At 48.9% G+C, this 1,114-nt stretch carries 1 protein-coding gene; it reads right to left on the bottom strand.

All coding sequences use genetic code 11. The features are described from left to right. A partial coding sequence (locus ABYT07_RS21360) for a hypothetical protein (protein WP_372994006.1) occupies positions 1-1,114 on the bottom strand: 1,114 nt, incomplete at both ends.

Raw genomic sequence — 1,114 nt, 5'->3', positions numbered from 1 at the left:
TTTGCGCAGTTGGCAACCATAGGCTATAACCCGTCTCCACTAGAGCTTTATCCCTTGCAGTGGCAAACGTATTTTGTGCCGTTTGATAAGTCAGTAAGTCTGCAACATCATGCTCAAGCACTTGCCACAAGCTATTAGCTTGTTGAGAAATGCCGTTAGCGTTATTAGCGTCTGATTGCTTGGTTTGATTGGCTTGTTGGTTAGGTTGTTGGTTAGTGATTAGCACATGACTGTCTAGCCACAACGCTAGGATACTATCGAGTAGCGGCGCATGTTCCTGCCCTTTGGCACTTAGCTCAATCTGCTCACGTAGCGTTGCAATGGCTATCGGCTGATGATGTGTGCCATCGCTATCTACATTATCTGTCGCGGTAACTTTCGACTTTGCTGATTGCTGCTGTGTAGGTTTTGGATGCAGTATCTGATGCAGGGTATCGTATTCGCCTGCCAACAGCGCATGACGCTTTTCATCATTGCTCAGCTCGCTCTGCTGTGCGTTTAGTCTCTGCTGCAAGCTATGCGCTTGCGGTTGTATCTCGGACAAGCGCTCATCGACGGCTTCGCGTTGACGCTCAACCTGCTGCAACTGCGTGCTTAGCTCAGTGACTTGCTGTTCTAGCACTTGATTGAGATCTTGCACCTTATTCATCTTACTCATATCAGTACTGTCAGATGCAGATGGCGCTATAGACTGTTGTAATTGCTGCCACAGATTTTGCCAATTTTGTTCGCGGCGCTGCCATTTATCATGGCTTTGCTGATGGCGTTTCTGTGCTTGAGCGTTAATAGCTTGCTGCTGCTCAAGCGAACGGGCTTTATCTTGTAAGCGTGACAGATTGTTTTGCGCTTCGTGCCACGCGCGTTGTAGTGGCTGCTCATTGCGCTTATAGTTATTGCGTTTATCAGTTAGCTCAGTCAGCTGCGGACGTAACGTTTCTAGCGCTTGATGCTGCTCAGCTTGTTCAGCTTTGAGCCGTTCGATATCAGCGAGTGATTGCTCACGCTGCTGAGCCAAGCCAGACAGCTGCTGCTCGATAGTAGTCAGCTGTGCCTTGGCATCACTTAGCTTATGTTCCGCTTGTTGATAGCCGAGCTGCTGCTGATAGTGAGCGCT

It is taken from the genome of Sulfitobacter sp., from assembly GCF_041552635.1.
In the GTDB taxonomy this organism is placed as follows: Bacteria; Pseudomonadota; Alphaproteobacteria; order Rhodobacterales; family Rhodobacteraceae; genus Sulfitobacter.
This window is presented reverse-complemented; position numbering and strand designations above follow the sequence as displayed.